Annotated in this window: 12 protein-coding genes and 2 pseudogenes; 7 read left to right on the top strand and 7 right to left on the bottom strand. The window is 56.7% G+C overall.

Going from position 1 to position 14,755, the window contains the following annotated elements; all coding sequences use genetic code 11:
* Positions 1 to 71: 71 nt before the first annotated feature.
* Positions 72 to 203 (top strand): annotated as a pseudogene (locus OKC40_RS11415) (tyrosine transporter TyrP); the annotation flags it as partial.
* A gap of 275 nt (positions 204 to 478) precedes the next feature.
* On the opposite strand, the gene OKC40_RS11410 reads toward OKC40_RS11415, so the two are convergent.
* Positions 479 to 970, bottom strand: coding sequence for a hypothetical protein (locus tag OKC40_RS11410; protein ID WP_270795282.1), 492 nt, complete (start codon positions 968 to 970; stop codon positions 479 to 481).
* 553 nt (positions 971 to 1,523) lie between these two features.
* Between OKC40_RS11410 and OKC40_RS22950 the strand changes: the two are divergent.
* Positions 1,524 to 2,081 (top strand): annotated as a pseudogene (locus tag OKC40_RS22950) (hypothetical protein).
* Positions 2,082 to 2,303: 222 nt separating this feature from the next.
* Positions 2,304 to 2,690 carry an MAPEG family protein gene (locus OKC40_RS11395; protein ID WP_234601388.1) on the top strand — a complete coding sequence of 129 codons (387 nt, stop codon included), beginning with the start codon at positions 2,304 to 2,306 and terminating at the stop codon, positions 2,688 to 2,690.
* 123 nt (positions 2,691 to 2,813) lie between these two features.
* Here OKC40_RS11395 and OKC40_RS11390 read toward each other — a convergent pair whose 3' ends face one another.
* Positions 2,814 to 4,217, bottom strand: a complete 1,404-nt coding sequence (locus OKC40_RS11390) for a DEAD/DEAH box helicase (protein WP_270795277.1) — start codon at positions 4,215 to 4,217, stop codon at positions 2,814 to 2,816.
* A 355-nt stretch (positions 4,218 to 4,572) separates the two neighbouring features.
* On the opposite strand from OKC40_RS11390, the gene OKC40_RS11385 reads away from it, so the two are divergent.
* Complete coding sequence (locus OKC40_RS11385; RefSeq protein WP_270795276.1) at positions 4,573 to 5,403, top strand: substrate-binding periplasmic protein; 831 nt, start codon at positions 4,573 to 4,575, stop codon at positions 5,401 to 5,403.
* Positions 5,404 to 5,515: 112 nt separating this feature from the next.
* Here the strand turns inward: OKC40_RS11385 and aroC are convergent, their stop codons facing one another.
* Together aroC and prmB are read right to left on the bottom strand one after the other, a co-directional pair.
* On the bottom strand, positions 5,516 to 6,604 hold the full coding sequence (aroC, locus tag OKC40_RS11380) for a chorismate synthase (protein ID WP_270795275.1): 1,089 nt from the start codon (positions 6,602 to 6,604) through the stop codon (positions 5,516 to 5,518).
* Between the two features lie 12 nt (positions 6,605 to 6,616).
* Positions 6,617 to 7,552: a 50S ribosomal protein L3 N(5)-glutamine methyltransferase gene (gene prmB, locus OKC40_RS11375; protein ID WP_042657459.1), complete on the bottom strand. Its 936-nt coding sequence runs from the start codon at positions 7,550 to 7,552 to the stop codon at positions 6,617 to 6,619.
* Between the two features lie 82 nt (positions 7,553 to 7,634).
* Here prmB and smrB point away from each other — a divergent pair, with 82 nt between their 5' ends.
* Complete coding sequence (gene smrB, locus OKC40_RS11370; RefSeq protein ID WP_005333198.1) at positions 7,635 to 8,159, top strand: endonuclease SmrB; 525 nt, start codon at positions 7,635 to 7,637, stop codon at positions 8,157 to 8,159.
* A 57-nt stretch (positions 8,160 to 8,216) separates the two neighbouring features.
* On the top strand, positions 8,217 to 9,512 hold the full coding sequence (locus OKC40_RS11365; RefSeq protein ID WP_270795272.1) for a sensor domain-containing diguanylate cyclase: 1,296 nt from the start codon (positions 8,217 to 8,219) through the stop codon (positions 9,510 to 9,512).
* A gap of 132 nt (positions 9,513 to 9,644) precedes the next feature.
* Here the strand turns inward: OKC40_RS11365 and OKC40_RS11360 are convergent, their stop codons facing one another.
* The 3 genes from OKC40_RS11360 to OKC40_RS11350 all read right to left on the bottom strand — a co-directional run bounded on the left by OKC40_RS11360 (position 9,645) and on the right by OKC40_RS11350 (position 13,826).
* A complete protein-coding gene (locus OKC40_RS11360) occupies positions 9,645 to 10,217 on the bottom strand; it encodes a histidine phosphatase family protein (RefSeq protein WP_270795271.1) in 573 nt (190 codons plus the stop codon).
* 617 nt (positions 10,218 to 10,834) lie between these two features.
* Positions 10,835 to 12,298, bottom strand: a complete 1,464-nt coding sequence (locus OKC40_RS11355) for a chitinase (RefSeq protein WP_270693465.1) — start codon at positions 12,296 to 12,298, stop codon at positions 10,835 to 10,837.
* Positions 12,299 to 12,605: 307 nt separating this feature from the next.
* A complete protein-coding gene (locus OKC40_RS11350; RefSeq protein WP_270693463.1) occupies positions 12,606 to 13,826 on the bottom strand; it encodes a methyltransferase in 1,221 nt (406 codons plus the stop codon).
* A gap of 181 nt (positions 13,827 to 14,007) precedes the next feature.
* On the opposite strand from OKC40_RS11350, the gene OKC40_RS11345 reads away from it, so the two are divergent.
* The gene (locus tag OKC40_RS11345; RefSeq protein ID WP_270693462.1) at positions 14,008 to 14,586 is read left to right on the top strand and encodes a PhnA domain-containing protein; all 579 of its coding nucleotides are present in this window, start codon (positions 14,008 to 14,010) and stop codon (positions 14,584 to 14,586) included.
* Positions 14,587 to 14,755: the final 169 nt, after the last annotated feature.

Raw genomic sequence — 14,755 nt, 5'->3', positions numbered from 1 at the left:
TTCGACACTCTTTATCCGCCCCCGGTCTTCACATTTAGATTATTCAGATTAGGCGACAACTATTCTGACACCGGGGGCAGGCGCCTGCCCACCACTACCGCGCCCCGGGTGGCGTAGTGGCGCTGGGACTGGCCGCCGCCATGGGGGTGCTGATCGTCGGCGTACAGGTCAGCGTCAGCCTGGGAATGCTGCCAGCGCTCTAATCCTTGCCGAGATTCAATTCTCTTAATAGCAAAAGCCCCGCCAATCAGATTGGTGGGGCTTTTTGTTGGTTAAATTGTTAGAATAACCGACTAATTTTTATCTTTATTTAATACCGTCAGAAAGGCAACACTAAATTCCACTTCAACATGTCAACTTATTTTATATTAAGTCAATGAACAGCGTTGCCCTCCTTTCAAATTTAGAAAAATTCATAAGGTATAAGTGTAGCCCTATATTCTCTTCCCCAACAAAAGATAATCAAGGCCATAGCACCTCAACCAACTGGTGCTTTATCTGTCACATTAGACTTTATTTCAATTTTTTCTTTCGTATGGTTTTCATATAATCTATCGAACCCAGATAGTAATAATGAAGCAATCGAAATACATAACGCTGCGATCGATGCAGTCAATGTTAATTTAAATCTGCGATCTTGAGTTTTCAGGTCTGCCAATACTGATGCCATGAAGGGAAAGTGAACGCACTTACAATCCTTACCAATTTGAAATTCAAACAATCTTACAACAGGAGCTCGGCCATTATCGTGGTCAGTATATTTATACTTGTTTGCCAAATGATAGTACAGTCTCCCAAAAACAATATCTCCATTCGTTCCTAGCTTTTCAGCAATTAGCTTGCAATCAATAGGAACAAAAATCTTTGCATCACGAATTGTTTTATCTTTATCATAAGCACAAAAATCATCGTAATAAATGTCATAGACTTTCTGTAAAATTTGCAGATCTGTTGGGACACTTTTAGCCATATCGTCCTCTGAAATAGTTGGCTGAGTTAAGGTGCAAACAATTAAATTCTCGGAGATATGATACTACATTGTAAATACACAGCCAACATAATGCTCATTATATGCCTGAACTGCTAAATACTCTTACACATGCTAAACTCCATTACTTAAAACCATGAGAAACCTTAATCTTGGTTTCTATGTAGTTATGCACATTAATAGAAATCAATGAAAATATCATGTCATCAAAAGCGAATGCTCGATTAGCAATATGGTATTTCTTCATTTCATAATATCGCAGCGCATTTTTTAGCCAGATGATACGACCATCACTATTCACCTTCCTTGCCGTAAACACCTGCGGGATGAATGGAAAAGGGATGATCTCATTCCTATAACGCGCCTTCCCCCATCGATCGAACAAACAAACAGCACACTCCACCGAACCATTCCCCAAACCTTCAACTATATACCGACCTTTTTACTACCCAACCCTGAATAATCAGTTCAAAAACCGTTCATGCCCCTTCGCTACACTGCCCGCTCGTTTATCGCTATCAGGAGTTTGAAAACAATGATGTTGCACCTCAAGAAGAGCACCCTTGCCCTCGTCTTGCTTGCCGCCAGCGGCGCCCTCAACGCAGCCGAAATCGCCAACAACAATATTACCGAGGCGGAGATCAAGGCCGCGCAGGATGGTTAGGGCGCGGCGCTTATCAAGATCAGCGATGACTATCGTGCCGGTGGGATTGAGCGCGCCAAGGCGACCGCCGAGTCGGTGCTCGACAGCGCCTATGGCTACCAGCAGGGGCCAGTGCTGTTTAAACCCACCCTTGCCGGTGGCGAGCAGGCCTTTCGCACCAACCGCGAGGGGGCGCGGGCCTACTTTGTCGGCAACAACAGCGCCTATCCGGCCGATAGCGGCTTTGCCCTGAAAAACTGGCAGAGCTATCGCTATGACAATGCAGCCGTCTATATCAACGGCGACATGGCGCTGACCATGGGCAAGGTGCATCTGGTAGATCGCGATAACAAGGAGACCACTGTAGACAAGACCTGGGGTTTCAAGAAGGGGGATGATGGCAAGGTGCGCATCGTGCTGCACCACTCCTCCCTCCCTTACGAGGGGTAATGGCGGGGCCCTGCTCTGCCCACCATCAATATGATCAAAAAACAGCCCTGCCACCTCGGCAGGGCTGTTGTTTTGCGCCTGCGCTTTGCCGATGGCGAGTGAGTGGATGACGGTCGTGCTAAGGCAGTTTGCTGCTACCCTCAGAGGCAAACCATTGAGACGCCATACAATATCAATCAAGTCACTGGCGACTCGACATCATCACACCGGGAGCCAGATACCATGACCATACTGCCTGTTTACGCGGCCCTGCTCGCTCTGCTGTTTGTGTTGCTGAGCATTCGTACCATTCGTACTCGCCATAGCCGCAAAGTGGCGCTGGGACATGGCGATGATCCCGCCATGCTGCGAGCCATGCGGGTACATGCCAATTTTGCCGAGTATGTCCCCCTCGCCCTGCTGCTCATCTATTTTGTCGAAGCCAGCAGCCAGACCCCCTGGCTTGTCCATCTGCTGGGAAGTGCCCTGTTGCTTGGTCGCGTCTGTCACGCCTTTGGCATGAGTCGCACGCCGGAGAACTTCCGTTATCGAGTCGCAGGAATGGGGCTGACCTTCGCGGTGATCCTGATGAGCGCGGCCCATCTCCTGATCACGGCGCTGCTACCCTGACGCTTTGCCGGCAGGCTACGCTGATCCACCAAAACCCTGTCTACCGGAAATAGAAAAGCCCTGCCAGATTGGCAGGGCTTTTTCAGTCAACCGTACAGCGGGGGAGCCAAGCTCCCGAGCCGCTTACTGGTTGTGGGTAGCGCGACGGGGGCGACGGGCCTGAGCCGGTTTGCCAGCACCATCAGCCGGACGCTGACCACCTTGCGGCTTGGGCTTGCCACCGTTACCGGTACGCGCGCCACCTGCATTGCCATTAGAGGCAGAACGACCGGCGCCCTGACGCTGGCCTTGACCTTGCGGACGCGGCGGGGTGCGGCGCTGCTCGCTCGGATCACGAGGCTCTTTGCGCAGCGGCGCGCCGATACCACGAGCGATGTTGTCCAGGGTCTCGCGGGAGGCTTCAAAACCGGCCACCTGCTCGCACGGAATGTTCTGCTTGGTCAGACGCTCGATCGCCTTGATAAGCTTCCCTTCATCGGCAGCAACCAGCGAGATGGCGTGACCGGCAGCACCGGCACGACCGGTACGGCCGATACGGTGCACGTAATCTTCCGCCACGTTGGGCAGCTCGAAGTTGACCACTTGCGGCAACTTGTCGATGTCCAGACCACGGGCGGCGATATCGGTCGCAACCAGCACCTTGACGCTACCATCCTTGAAACCGGCCAGTGCGCGGGTACGGGCCCCCTGGCTCTTGTTGCCGTGGATGGCGGCAGCGCTGACGCCGTTCTTGTCGAGGGTCTCGGCAACGCGGTTAGCCATGTGCTTGGTACGGGTGAACACCAGTACCTGCTGCCAGTTGTTGCTGGTGACCAGATGGCTCAGCAGACCGATCTTGTTGGCCTTGTCGCACGGGTGAACCAGCTGCTCGATACGCTCGGCGGTGCTGTTGCGTGGGGCGACTTCGATCACCGCCGGGTTATCCAGCAGACCGGTGGCCAGTTCGCGGATCTCGTCGGCGAAAGTAGCGGAGAACAGCAGGTTCTGGCGCTTCTTCGGCATCAGGGCCAGGATCTTGCGGATGTCGCGGATAAAGCCCATGTCGAGCATGCGGTCCGCTTCGTCCAGTACCAGGATCTCCACTTCGTCAAACTTGACGGCGTTCTGGTTGTAGAGATCCATCAGGCGGCCTGGGCAGGCCACCAGCACGTCCAGACCACGGCGAATCGCCATCATCTGCGGATTGATGCTGACGCCGCCGAACACGACGTGGCTGCGCATCGGCAGGTGTTTGCCGTAGTTACGCACGCTCTCGCCCACCTGGGCGGCCAGCTCGCGAGTCGGGGTCAGCACCAGCGCACGAATGCGGTTCGGAGAAACCTTGCGCTTGCTCTCCATCAGACGTTGCAGCATCGGCAGGGTAAAGCCTGCGGTCTTGCCGGTCCCTGTTTGGGCCGCCGCCATCAGATCGCGGCCAGCCAGAACGGCGGGGATCGCTTGCTGCTGAATGGGAGACGGGGTGTCGTAGCCTTGTTCGGCAACGGCACGCAACAAGGGTTCGGCCAGACCGAGGGAAGTAAAACTCATAGTTACCTGCTAGGGATAGTGGCGCCGGGGATTTGTGGTGGGGCTCCTCTGCTGAGCCGATGCCATCTCACAAGATCTGGGCCTATTGAGAAAACAACGATTTCCCCGGGGAGCAGAGCAAAGGGGAAAGAATAGAGGCGCAGTCTAACGGAGTTGCCCGGGATAAACGAGAAAAATGTGATGTTCCTCCCAGCACGAACAGAAAAGCCGCCTGCTGCCCCCCGAATAATCCCGTTGACCGCTGGCGCAGGCACCACACTATTAACTGCCAACATAATATCTGTCTCCGCAGCTCCGTCCCAAACATGCGGGAGACAAGACACGTGATAGAAGAACGGGATAACGAGGTTTGGCTATGACCACGCGATATGCTATCCGCAGCAGATGGTCCATTCGGATCGGCCAGCTGCTTATGCTGCTCTCCCCTGCATTGCAGGCCGACCAGACCCTGACCGTGGCCTGGAGCCACTGGCCTCCTTTCAGTCAGATCGACAACCGGGGCGAGCTCGACGGGCTGGATGTCAGCCTGACCCGCCAGATCCTCACCCGGGCTGGCTTCATCCCCAAGTTTCGCGAGATCCCCTGGGCACGGGCGCTCCATCTGGTAGAGCACGATCAGCTGGATGTGGCGATGGCCGCCCTGCCGCTACCTGAGCGCCAACAGTACGCCCGCTTCTCGGCTCCCTACCGCCAGAGCGCTTATGTGCTGCTGAGCAATGACCCCATCCCCGGCCATCAGGATCGCTGGGCAAAGCTTGATACCCTGCCCGAACTTTGCCACAGCAAGGGGCTCAAGCTTGGCAAGCTACGCGGCACCCGCCCCATCCAGCAGATGGAGGAGTGCCCCGCCCTCAAGGGGGCGACCGAGTACAACGCCGATGAGCGAATGATCGATCTGCTGCTGGCCCGCCGCCTCGATGGCATCATCATGGAGTGGCAATATGCCCGCTACCGGCTGGCCCAACTGGGGGCCGAAGGGTTTATCAGCTGCCAGCTGTTGCTGCACCACCAGCCGGTCAGCCTGATGTTTGCCAAAAACAGCGTGAACGACGCGCAGCTCCTCAAGATCAACGAGGCGATCCACGCCTTGCCCAAAACCCATGGCAAGTTCTCGCCCCCCAACTGTCGCCTCAATGCCGATCCGGGTGCCGCAGATCTGCTGACCCGCACCATCAGCGAACATTGACGGGAGAAACCGTCCCCCGGAAATAGCAAAGGCGACCATGAGGTCGCCTTTGTATTGGTTACCGAACCGGATCCCCGAGCAGGAGCGATCAGTCGATGGGCAGCAGCGCCGATCAGCGCAACTGCGGGGTATGGGTCAACACCCCCTGATTCTGGGCGCGATGGCGCAGCAGGTGATCCATCAACACCAGCGCCAGCATGGCTTCGGCGATAGGCACGGCGCGGATACCGACGCAAGGATCGTGGCGACCCTTGGTGATCATCTCGATGGCTTCGCCTTCGGTATTGATGGTCTTGCCCGGCACAGTGATGCTGGAAGTGGGCTTGAGTGCCATGCTGACCACGATATCCTGACCGGAAGAGATACCGCCCAGAATGCCGCCCGCATGGTTGCTGGCAAAGCCTGCCGGGGTCATCTCGTCGCGATGCTCGGAGCCTTTTTGCTCCACCACCGCGAAACCGTCACCGATCTCCACCCCTTTCACCGCATTGATACCCATCATGGCGTGGGCAATGTCGGCGTCGAGGCGGTCAAACACCGGCTCACCGAGGCCCACTGGCACATGGCGCGCAATGACCTGCACCTTGGCACCGATACTGTTACCCTCTTTTTTCAGATCGCGCATGTATTGATCCAGCTCTTCCAGCTTGCCCGCATCGGGAAAGAAAAAGGGGTTCTGCTCAATCTGCGCCACGTCGAATGCCTCAGCCTTGATAGGGCCAAGCTGAGAGAGGAAACCGATGATCTCGATGCCGTGAGCCAGTTTCAGGTATTTTTTGGCAATCGCTCCCGCCGCCACCCGCATCGCAGTTTCACGCGCCGAGGAGCGACCGCCGCCGCGATAGTCCCGCTGACCATACTTCTGGTGATAGGTGTAGTCAGCGTGACCCGGCCGGAACAGATCCTTGATGTCGGAGTAATCCTTGGAGCGCTGATCGGTATTTTCGATAAGCAGCCCGATGGAGGTGCCGGTGGTCTTGCCCTCGAACACCCCGGAGAGGATCTTCACCTCGTCCGGCTCACGGCGCGGCGTGGTGTAGCGGGAAGTGCCCGGCTTGCGCCGATCCAAGTCTCCCTGCAGATCCGCTTCGCTTATCTCCAGCCCCGGCGGGCAACCATCGACCACGGCGCCCAGCGCCAGGCCGTGGCTCTCGCCAAAGGTGGTGACCCGAAAGAGTTGACCAAAACTGTTCCCTGCCATGCGCGCTCCTGCTTAGTTCTTGTAGATGGCGAAATGATCCTGATACTGCACCAGCTCGTCACGGGTCATCACAAAGACACCGTGTCCGCCGTTTTCGAATTCAACCCAGGTAAAGGGGATCTCGGGGAACTGGGCTTCCAGATGGATCATGCTGTTGCCCACTTCGACCACCAGCACGCCATTATCCTTGAGGAAATCGGCCGCATGGGCCAGCAGACGCTTGGTCAGCTTGAGACCGTCGGAGCCGGACGCCAGCGCCAGCTCGGGTTCGTGACGGAATTCGTCCGGCAGATCCGACATGTCTTCGGAGTCCACATAGGGCGGGTTGGAAACGATGAGATCGTACTTGTCGCCCGCCGGTAGATCGCGGAACAGATCGGAGCGGATCGGAATGACCTGCTGCTCCAGCCCGTGATCGTTGATGTTGCGCTCGGCCACGTTCAGCGCATCGACGCTGATGTCGATGGCATCCACTTCCGCTTCCGGGAACTCGTGGGCCATGATGATGGCGATGCAGCCTGAGCCGGTGCACAAGTCCATGATCCGGGTCGGTTCATGTTTGAGGAACGGCGCGAAACGGTCAGCCACCATCTCCGCAATGGGGGAACGGGGAATGAGCACCCGCTCGTCTACGTAGAACTCCCAACCGGCATACCAGGCCTTGTTGGTCAGGTAGGCGGCCGGTACCCGCTCCTGTACGCGACGGATAATCAGCTCGGCGATACGGTGACGCTCGCTGCTGGTGAGACGGGAGTGGCGCATGGCCGGGTCTACATCCGGTGGCAGATGTAACGCGGGCAGTACCAGCTGCACAGCTTCATCCCAGGCGTTGTCGGTTCCATGACCGTAAAAAATCCCGGCGTCGTTGAAACGACTCATGGCCCAACGCAACATGTCCTGGATGGTGTGCATCTCGGCAACCACCTCATCGATAAATATCTTGTCCAAATCCACCTCCAAGTCGAGTAATATCCGGCCCGAGCCCCGTTTACGTTGCGGGCAAGACGCATACCTAATACATGAGCATCTGATGAAAAAAACGCCCTCACCGACAGACGAGGAAACCCTGCTGTTCCGCGATGCGATAAAAGGTACCCGGAAAATCAAGCAAGATACCATAAGGGCCGAGTTACGCCCGGTCAAGCAGAAACGCGAATTGCGCGAAACCCGCGAAAAGCTTGGGGTTGACCACTATTTCAGCGATGAGTATCAGCCCCATCTCGACGATGATGGGCCGACCCGTTACGTGCGGGAAGATGTGTCAAAATTTGAGCTGAAAAAGCTCAAACGGGGCATTTATCCGCCGGAGATCTATCTCGATCTGCACGGCATGAACCAGCAGCAGGCAAAACAGGAGCTGGCCGCCCTGCTCACCCTCTGCCAAAAAGAGAACATTCACGTCGCCTCGGTGATGCACGGCATCGGCAAACATATTCTCAAGCAGCGCATTCCCAGCTGGCTGGCCCAGCACCCCAATGTTCGCGCCTTCCATCAGGCTCCCCGCGAATGGGGCGGCGACAGCGCCATTCTGGTGTTGCTGGATATCGAAGAGTAGTTAGCCAAACGACCACACTATACTGAATATCAATATGTTATTCGCCGTGGAGGTCGCATGTTTACACAGGGTTCCCATGCCGACATAAAGTCATCTCTCGACGCCATCGGCGCCGCCGTGGCGGTGTTCAGCCTCGACAAGGATGATCACTTTGTGCTGGTCTCTGCCAACGATACCTTTGCCAAGGCGTTCGAGCTGGATGTCCTTGGCAGCATTGGCAAACAGCTGAGCGAGATGTTTCCCCGCTACATCACCAATACCATTGAGCCGCCAATGCACGAGTGTGTGCGCATGCAGACCGGGCTCGAGAGCGAGCTGCCCATCGACAGCCTGTCGCGTACCAGTTGGTGGCGCTTTATTCTCTCCCCCATCATCCCCGAGCAGGCACGGATCAACCGGATCATCGTGACCGCCATCGACATCACCGCCAGGATGCAGCTGGAAGAGGCGCTCACCACCAGTCGCCGCCGCTTCGAGGCAGTGGTCAACTCCGCCTATGACGGCATCATCAGTGTCAGCAGCGAGTCACGCATCGAGCTTATCAATACTGCCGCCTGCGAGATGTTCGGCATCGATGAAAGCTATCTCGGCAAGCGGCTGGAAACCCTGCTGCCACAGCGTTTTCGCGCAAATCACGAAACCTATTTCAAAGCCTTCAGCAGCTCCCCCATCAATTCGCGCCCGATGCATGCCCGCGCCTCGGTGATGGGTCTGCGCCGCGATGGCAGCGAATTTCCGCTGGAGGTGACCATCGCCAAGATCAATCTGGGCCCGACCACCGAGATGACCGCCATCTTGCGGGATATCTCGGAGCGAGCCCGACTGGTGGAGGAGTTGAAGGTCGCCGCCACCACGGATCCCCTCACCGGCATTGCCAACCGGCGCCGCTTCAACGAGCTGGTCAACGCCGAGATGCAGCGCTGCCAGCGTTTCGGCCACACCATGAGCCTGCTGCTGATCGATATCGACCACTTCAAGGAAGTCAACGATACCTTTGGCCATCAACAGGGGGATCAGGCGATCCTGAGTCTGGTGAAGCGGATCAGCAAACAGCTGCGCGAGGTAGACATGCTGGGGCGCTGGGGCGGCGAGGAGTTTATCGTGCTGCTGCCGGAGACCTCGCTGGAGCTGGCCTGGGCCAGCGCCGAGCGGATCAGACTGGCGGTGGAATCAGCTCGCCATGCGCTATCCGGAGCACTTGAGGTCTCATTGACCATCAGCATCGGGATCAGCGCCAGCAAGGGGAGCCATGACACTGTAGAGAAGATGGTTAGACGAGCCGACACCGCCCTCTATATGGCCAAGAAACAGGGGCGCAACTGCTGCCGCAAAGAGGAGCCGGAGCCGATCTGAGGGCGCACGCCCCTGCCCTGTACTGACACTGCTAACCAGTGCCTTCAGAGATAACCAACCGCAACAAACACAAAAAGCAGCGCAACCCTCTTCGGTAGCGCTGCTTTTTTCGTCCTGCTTTTGGTGCACTATTCAATCACAACCATCAAGGGGACGGCTAAAGCGCAGTGTGCCACCGTTGGGCAGTTGCCACTCGAAGAAGTCATCAAAACCGGCAATCGTTACGGCGCGGATCACCTTGGCGACCACGCCGTGCGCCACCAGCAATACTCGCACCCCCTCAGTGGTCGAAGCCAGTGACGTTAATCCCTGCGAGATCCGGGCAATCACCTCGTCCAGGGTTTCACCACTGGGAGGTGCTTGCGCCCAGCGCCGGGTGATATTGCGCGCCCACAGTTCGGGATATCGCGCCCTCGCCTCTGCCTGTGTCAGCCCTTCAAACAGGCCGACATTACGCTCACGAAAGGCCGGCGCAAGCTCAACAGGCAATCCCAACTGGCGAGACAAGATGCCCGCGCACTCTCTTGTCCGCAGCAGAGGTGAGGCCAGCAGCCGATCGAACGGCGGCAGTGCCACCGAGACTTCCTCAGCCAAACGGGAGATCTGGCGCACGCCATCGTCATTGAGCCCGATATCCAACGCCCCCTGATAACGTCCCTCGGCATTGGCCTGCGTCTCAGCATGGCGGATCACCACCAGTTCCATGGTGCACTCCTCTTTCCTGCTATCTGCTTACTGGTTAAAACCGCAAACGGCTTCCCTGTCGGAAAATGCGATGACAATCCCCATCCATCTCATACACCAAATCGATTATTTAATAATCGAGCAAGATTACCTCGTTGGCAGTCAAAAAACATCTGCCGAACTATACACTTGCCTCCGTAAATAAATACACAACATATTTGCACCCAATAATGTTACGGTCTGTTTTTGTTAAAGACATTGTGTTCAAAACGATGTTATGGCATGGATTGACAGATGGATATAATAAACACCCCAATCATATACATGAGGAGGATGGCGTAATGGGTACACCATTCAAAAAAATGTTTAGCAAAAACTCACACAATAACTTTCCTAGTCAATCAGGCAACAATAATAAAACATAACCATTGCCCATCAATAAAATTTGATATGCACTGTTGTGCATCAATTTAAACAAGAAAAGTAAAGTTGGTTGATCAGTACAGCTACACCACAACTACCCCGCCACATTGATGGAGCTCGTTTCAATAGCGGCAGCATATTATCCCCCACAGTCAAAATATCTAAAAAGGGGGCCAAGCCCCCTCTCCTTATCGACCAGCCAATGGACTATCTCTTTATTTGGTTGTCACCAACGCCCAGGGGCCACCTTTGGCGGGATCATCCCCCTGCGTCCACCATTTGGCCTGATAGACGGCCCCCTTGTAACTCACTTTGTTGCCAGCGGTATAGACCTTTCTGGCCTCCCAGGCAGGCTGACCATCAACGGGCGGGTCAACCGGATCGACCGGGGCGGGATCGAGCTTGGCGACGATCCGCACTTTCGGCCAGTTGGCGTGGGAGCCATAGAAGTTGGTCACACACTTCTCGTAATCACCCGGTACCAACGCGGAATATGCGGTCTGGAAGCCCACCAGCTCGCACTCAAAGGAGTATCCACCCGGGCGATCCGGATAGTATTTCCAGTTGCCATCCCAGTTGGTGTAGAGCACGTCGGTGGCGCCGTTGAGATTGAGGCTGCCATAAGGAGTCTGCTGCCAGCAGGTATTCTTCTCATCCGCCTTGATCGGGATCTGGTAGTGGTTGGCCAGCCCTTCCCAGTAGCGGATGCGATTGACCGGCTGCCCCTTGTCCTTGTTCTGTTCACCGCACTCGATACCGCCGTTGATGACGTTGATGGTGGTGCCAAAGCCATAGCCGATACCGGCATCGGCCTCCCGTTTGGAAGGTACCCAGGTGCGATCAATCACGTGCAGCATGGCCGGTTTCGGGGCCTGCGGGGTGAGGAAGAACCAGATGGCCGAAGCGAGGTTGAGCCAGGAGTCAGCTACCAGTCCCGGGTTGTTGAGCAGCACCGAGGCATCGCCGTCAAACATCGCCTCGGAGAAGGCGCCGTAGTTGAAGTGGTAGGAGAGCTGCTTGGCGCCACGGCCGAAATACCCCTGACCAGTGCTGCAGGGCCACTTCTTGTTCTGCCAATCGTTCTGACCGCAGCCGGTGGTGTAACCGGTCTGCCCCTCTGACCAGCCCATCTCCCGCACATGCACCAGCGCCTGTTGCCACTCTTCCAACCCCAGCGGGTTGTCGGAGACGTTCTCCTTGGCGATATGGCCGCCAGTCTCCTGAGAGAAGTGGGCAAAGGCCGTCACGATGGATTTTTTACAGATGGCATCGGCATCACGCCCGTCGGTATATTCGCCACAGAACGCAGGGAATTTGCCGATAGCCCGCAAGAAGCGGACATAGGTATATTCCGGCGCCGCCATCTGGGTTAAATATTCCCATTCAGATTGGGGAAATACCCGTTCAACCCGTTTTACGTTGTCAGGATTGCTTGCCAGACCCGGTTCAATGGCATCGACTATTTTATTAGACCGAGTGGCCAATGCCTTGGCCCATATTGCATACATGGGATTGGCCGTCTTGGCTTTTTCCATGGCGGCCAGATCCGGTGCCGCAATGACATATCCCCCCGCATTTTGCGGATCGGGTTGAATATTCATGGCTGCACTCATTGCGGCATAGCTTGGCAATGCGCAGGCAGCGGCGATCAGCCAGGCGCAACGCTTGGGTTTGAACATGTTTACCGTCCTTGTTTGAGAATAACGCGCTCCAAGATTAGGTGTTTTAACCACTAAATTCACGATGAGAATTAAGAAATAGGCGGAATTTGTGAGCCATTTCACCTTGTGATATTCAGGGCAGCTGAAACAAATAAAAAGAACCCAAACGAAAACCTTAAAGCGTGATCTGTCGCGACTTTTTGGAAGGATGAGACGGCCAGGTGACCTGCCATCCATTCATTGTTCGTGATGAAAAAAATGACTGACACGCTCAGCCTGTCAGCCATCATCAATGTTCAAGAAGAATGCTCGAGAGAGCCGGACGTCAGGCGCGCACGGCACGGATCAGGATATTGCGCGGGGTCATGGGTTTGGCACAGAACTCCCCCACTTCGACCCGATAGCCCTGCTCTTGCAAAAAGAGCGCGCGATCCAGCGCCAGCCAGATCTCGAGAGGACGGCGAAACAGGTGGCGCACCAACTCCATCCGGGCGACATCGCCAAAGCGGCGCTCCCCGTGTGCCAAAAAGGCGGGATAGTCGAGTCCGGCTGACAGCGCTATCCCTTTGCGCTCGGCAGCCCAGCCGCAGAATGCCTCGAACGTGCCGGTCAGCAGGCTCTTTTGCATATTGGGCACCGGCAGATACTCATCAACCCCGCGCACCTGCCGCTGCAGACAGTCAAACCCGAGCCGCCACACCACTTCCTGCTCCCGCAGGCGGGCGATCCGCGCGCCGCCGGTGACCGTCTCCTGCAGCGGCAGCTTGAGATCCGCCTTGCTCAACACCAGCTCGCTGGCGTTGGCCGCTGCCGACAGCGGGCGATAGTGGCTGGAGCGGATCAGGTGGTAGCAACAGGGAGAGATAGTCACTCCGCTGGCACTGCGCTCGGCCACCCGCTCCAGCAGATGGGTGTGCAGCTCTCCGCAGGCATGAAGTGCCATGGCGTGGTGTTCGGGGGCAATCAGCGCCGCCGACTCGGGGGCAAAGGCATCGGCGCAGGTAAAGGTCATATTGGCGCCATCCCGCTCGGCCAGCAGCCGACCTTCGTCACAGAGCTGCCCTTGCAGCTCCAGACTGAGGATCGGAGCCTGTCGATGGAGCGACACCAGCCGCCCGAGGTGGCCCTTGCCGGCACACCACTCCAGATAGGGGCCCTGATGGGCAGGCAGGCAGGCGGTAAACGACTCGATCTGGGCCTGCTTGCGCCCCGGCATATGCAGCGCCATCTCCTTGCTGCAGTTGATGGGCTCCGGGGTAAAAGGGGCAAGCTGGCTGAGTTGCTGCAGCTGGGCCCCCTCGGCAATCCAGGGGGCAAGCAGCGTGCTGAGGGCATCCATATCCGCATCGAGCTCCGCCAGCTGGGTCAGAGTCAGCCCATCGAGCTGCGCCGCCAGTTCGGGCGCCTCATCGGCAAAGGCCATGGTCAGATGATGATATGGCTGATATTGCCACCAGCGCCGGTAGCGGGTGAGCAGTCGATCCAGTTGTTGAAAACGTTGAGCCAGCACGAATGCCCCTGCCTTGCAGTCAAAAAAGAGGCTCATTCTAGCGATCCCGCTTCAAATTGCACCCTCAATACCTTGTCATCAGTGCCACGCGACAACACGGCCAACCAGTGACCCAGGGCAGACCTGACAAAGTACGGGGTTTTATGCTATATTCCGCCCCCTCTTTCACGCGCCCCGCCAACGCGGGTCGCTTTACACTAGCTATGGGACCAACAACATGACCATCAACGCCATTCTGCAAGCGCGCGCGGGCGCCAAGTGTGAACTGTGCAGCGCCGAGCAGGCGCTGACCGCCTTAGTGGTGCCTCACTCCCCCGCCAGCGATGATGATCACAGCGTTGCTATCTGTGATACCTGCCGTGGTCAGCTGGAACAACCGGATACCCTGGTGGTCAACCACTGGCGTTGCCTGAGCGACAGCATGTGGAGCCAGGTGCCTGCGGTGCAGGTAATGGCATGGCGCCAGCTCAAAGCTCTCTCCGGCAAGGGTGAGGTGTGGGCTCAGGATCTGCTGGACATGATGTACATGGAAGACGAAGCCAAGGCCTGGGCCGAAGCCGGACTGGCTGACGAAGATGACGACAGCACGCCGACCGTCGACTCCAACGGCGCCGTGCTGCAAGAGGGCGACTCCGTCACCCTGATCAAGGATCTGGACGTGAAGGGCGCCGGTTTCACCGCCAAGCGCGGTACCCTGGTCAAGGGCATCCGTCTGACCAACAACCCGCTCCATATCGAAGGCAAGGTCAACGGCGTGCAGATCGTACTGGTTGCCGCCTACCTGAAAAAAGCCTAATCCAAGCTCGATTGCGCTGCAGACAGAGCACAAACACAACGAAAAAGGATGGCGTCACGCCATCCTTTTTTATATCTGCTTGCCACAAACGGTCAACCTGAGCCCATAACAGGCCAGCCAAAGCAACAAGGCGCATCCGGATGGACGCGCCTTGTTTACATGGCCGATG

The organism is Aeromonas sp. QDB11 (assembly GCF_027705265.1).
Lineage (GTDB): Bacteria > Pseudomonadota > Gammaproteobacteria > Enterobacterales > Aeromonadaceae > Aeromonas > Aeromonas allosaccharophila.
Note: the sequence above shows the minus strand (reverse complement) of the source record. Positions and strands in the feature narration are given on the sequence as shown.

Bases quoted from the DNA above. Each gene is read 5' to 3' on its own strand.
- OKC40_RS11395 (WP_234601388.1), top strand. From the start codon at position 2,304: ATGACCATACTGCCTGTTTACGCGGCCCTGCTCGCTCTGCTGTTTGTG.
- OKC40_RS11410 (WP_270795282.1), bottom strand. From the start codon at position 970: ATGGCTAAAAGTGTCCCAACAGATCTGCAAATTTTACAGAAAGTCTAT.
- OKC40_RS11345 (WP_270693462.1), top strand. From the start codon at position 14,008: ATGACCATCAACGCCATTCTGCAAGCGCGCGCGGGCGCCAAGTGTGAA.
- aroC (WP_270795275.1), bottom strand. From the start codon at position 6,604: ATGGCAGGGAACAGTTTTGGTCAACTCTTTCGGGTCACCACCTTTGGC.
- OKC40_RS11365 (WP_270795272.1), top strand. From the start codon at position 8,217: ATGTTTACACAGGGTTCCCATGCCGACATAAAGTCATCTCTCGACGCC.
- OKC40_RS11350 (WP_270693463.1), bottom strand. From the start codon at position 13,826: ATGAGCCTCTTTTTTGACTGCAAGGCAGGGGCATTCGTGCTGGCTCAA.
- OKC40_RS11385 (WP_270795276.1), top strand. From the start codon at position 4,573: ATGACCACGCGATATGCTATCCGCAGCAGATGGTCCATTCGGATCGGC.
- OKC40_RS11355 (WP_270693465.1), bottom strand. From the start codon at position 12,298: ATGTTCAAACCCAAGCGTTGCGCCTGGCTGATCGCCGCTGCCTGCGCA.
- OKC40_RS11360 (WP_270795271.1), bottom strand. From the start codon at position 10,217: ATGGAACTGGTGGTGATCCGCCATGCTGAGACGCAGGCCAATGCCGAG.
- OKC40_RS11390 (WP_270795277.1), bottom strand. From the start codon at position 4,217: ATGAGTTTTACTTCCCTCGGTCTGGCCGAACCCTTGTTGCGTGCCGTT.
- smrB (WP_005333198.1), top strand. From the start codon at position 7,635: ATGAAAAAAACGCCCTCACCGACAGACGAGGAAACCCTGCTGTTCCGC.